Annotated in this window: 2 protein-coding genes and 1 pseudogene; all 3 read right to left on the bottom strand. The window is 68.9% G+C overall.

The genetic code is table 11. From position 1 onward, the window contains the following. Window positions 1-501, bottom strand: a pseudogene (locus QN345_RS17865) (hypothetical protein); the annotation flags it as partial. 103 nt (window positions 502-604) lie between these two features. After that, a complete protein-coding gene (locus QN345_RS17870; RefSeq protein WP_322188604.1) occupies window positions 605-1837 on the bottom strand; it encodes an ABC transporter permease in 1233 nt (410 codons plus the stop codon). Further along, window positions 1834-2541, bottom strand: a complete 708-nt coding sequence (locus QN345_RS17875; RefSeq protein WP_166787351.1) for an ABC transporter ATP-binding protein — start codon at window positions 2539-2541, stop codon at window positions 1834-1836. Before QN345_RS17875 ends, QN345_RS17870 begins: the two co-directional genes overlap by 4 nt. Window positions 2542-2545: the final 4 nt, after the last annotated feature.

Below are 2545 nucleotides of genomic sequence, written 5' to 3' on the forward strand. Positions count from 1 at the left end.
GGGGAGTCCGCCCTGGCGCCAGTCCTTGATCATCGACTTGAGGCCGAAGCGCAGGGAGACCGGGTAATCCGCGCCGCCACCGCGGTTGCCCGTCGTGCAGGCTCCATCCACCGCGTCGGTCACGGTCACGCTCGTCGCGGCGGTGGCCACCGTCGTACCGCTCGCCGCGGTGAAGCCGGAGACGGAGACGCAACGGCCGACGGAGACATCCGTCAGGGCGCCCGTCACGGTCGCAGTGATCGTCGTCGCGGCCGTGTACGACACGGCGGTCTGGGTGCTGGAATCCTGAACCTGCAGGATGCCGGCGGCAACGGAGGCGATGGTGCCGGTGATGCCCCCGTCTCCCTGCCCCCCAGCCGAGGCCGCCGGGGCTGACGAGGCGGCCGGGACCGCGGCCGTGCTCGCCCCCGCGGCGCAGCCGGTCAGGAGGAGCACTCCGCCGAGGGCGAGAAGAACTCCGAAGTTGGTGGCGAAACGGGTGGTCGGTCGAGTGCGGGTCATGAGGTCTCCAATGGACGTGGAACGGTGGCTGAAGCGGATGCCCGGGGCCGGTTCTGCCTGCCGGGCGAGTCGTGCGGGGCGTGGGTTCGGTTGACGCGCATGGCTACTCGCTCCTGAGCGCATCGATCGGCGCGAGCTTGGCCGCCCGGGTGGCGGGGTAGACCCCGAAGACGATGCCGATGGCGATCGCCACGCCGATGGACAGCCCGACCGCGAGCGGGGACACCACGATCGAGCTTCCGATCACCGCGGGCAGGGTCAGGGCGGCAACGACGCCGATCACGGCACCGAGGATTCCGCCGGACAGCCCGAGGATGGCGGCCTCGATCAGGAACTGGCGCCGGATCGCCCACGGTGGGGCGCCGAGCGCCTTGCGGAGGCCGATCTCCCTGGTGCGCTCGGAAACCGAGACGAGCATGATGTTCATCACGCCGATGCCGCCGACGAGGAGCGACAGCCCGGCGACGCCAGTGAGGAGGATCGTCAGGGTCTGGTAGACCGCTGTCGCGGTGCTGACCAGGGCGTCCTGGCTGCTGATGGTGAAGTCGGCGTCGTCCGTCGAGGAGATCGAGTGCAGGTTGAGCAGGAGCGCGTCGGCCTCCTGGTACGCGGCGGACAGTTGCGTGTCCGAGGCGGCCTGCAGGTAGATCGTCGACACCGCATTGCTCGAGGTGCCGCCGACGAGGGCGGTGGCCGCCGTGCTGAACGGCACGATGGCCACGTCGTCGAGGTTGCTCGAGGAATCCGAGCCCGCCGTGGCGAGCACGCCGACCACCTGGAAGGTCTTGTCGCTGATCACGACGGACTGGCCGACCACGTTCTGGGTGCCGAAGAGTTCGTCGGCGGTCTCCGAGCCGAGCACGACGACCGCTGCGGAGGCATCCACCTGGGCCTGGGTGAAGAAGGAGCCGCGGGCGAGGGTGCGCTGCCGCACCGAGGTCCACGCGGTCGTGGTTCCCGTGACCGTCGTCGTCCAGTTGGTGTCATTGGCCGTCAGCGAGAGCGAGGTGGTGCTCTCCGGGGCGACCCCGGAGATGTCGGGGGCGTTCACGGTGGAGCTGAGGGCCTCGGCGTCCTTGATCGTGAGTGTCGCGCTCGTGCCGAAGCCGCCGCGGGTTCCCGTTGTGCTCGTGCTGCTGCCGGGGGCGACGATGAGCAGGTTGCTGCCGAGGGAGCTGATCTGGGCGCTGACGTCGAGCTGGGTGCCGAGGCCGAGGCCGACGGTCAGGATGACCGCGGCGATGCCGATCAGGATGCCGAGGATCGTGAGCATCGAACGCAGGGCGTGGGAGTAGACGGCGCTCCAGCTGGTGCGGAAACTCTCCATCCAGGTCATGCCGCATTCACCTCGTCCCTGATGATGGCGCCGTCCTTGACCCAAACGATGCGGCGGGCGCGCTGGGCGACCTCGAGTTCGTGGGTGATCAGGACGATCGTGCGGCCGAGGGCGTTGAGTTCGTCGAACAGGGTGAGCACGTCGCGGGTCGACACCGAGTCGAGGTTTCCGGTCGGTTCGTCGGCGAGGATCATGGTCGGTTCCCCGACGAGGGCCCTGGCGACGGCGACGCGCTGCTGCTGGCCACCGCTCATCTCTCCAGGCTTGTTGTCGAGGCGGTCGCCGAGGCCGACGCGTTCGAGGGCGCGGCTCGCGCGCTTCCTGCGTTCCTCGCGCGGGACGTGCCCGTAGACGAGCGGAAGTTCGACGTTGCGCCAGGCCGGGAGCGAGGACAGCAGGTTGAAGCCCTGGAAGACGAAGCCGATCTGCTGGTTGCGCACGCTCGCGAGTTCGATCTCGTCGAGCTCCTCGACGTCGGTGCCGCCGAGGCGGTACTGGCCGCGGGTGAGGGTGTCGAGGCAGCCGAGGATGTTCATGATGGTGGATTTCCCGGAGCCGGACGGCCCCATGATGGCGACGTACTCGCCCTCGTGGATGGCGAGGTTGATCCCTTTCAGTGCTTCGAATTCGATGGTGCCGGACCTGTAGGTCTTTCCGGCGTCGATGAGCTCGATGACGGGGCCTGCGGCATCCGCTTCGAGCACCCAC

It is taken from the genome of Cryobacterium sp. 10I1, from assembly GCF_035019805.1.
In the GTDB taxonomy this organism is placed as follows: Bacteria; Actinomycetota; Actinomycetes; order Actinomycetales; family Microbacteriaceae; genus Cryobacterium; species Cryobacterium glucosi.

Excerpts from the sequence above, each read along its gene's own strand:
- QN345_RS17870 (WP_322188604.1), bottom strand. The coding sequence starts at position 1,837 with ATGACCTGGATGGAGAGTTTCCGCACCAGCTGGAGCGCCGTCTACTCC.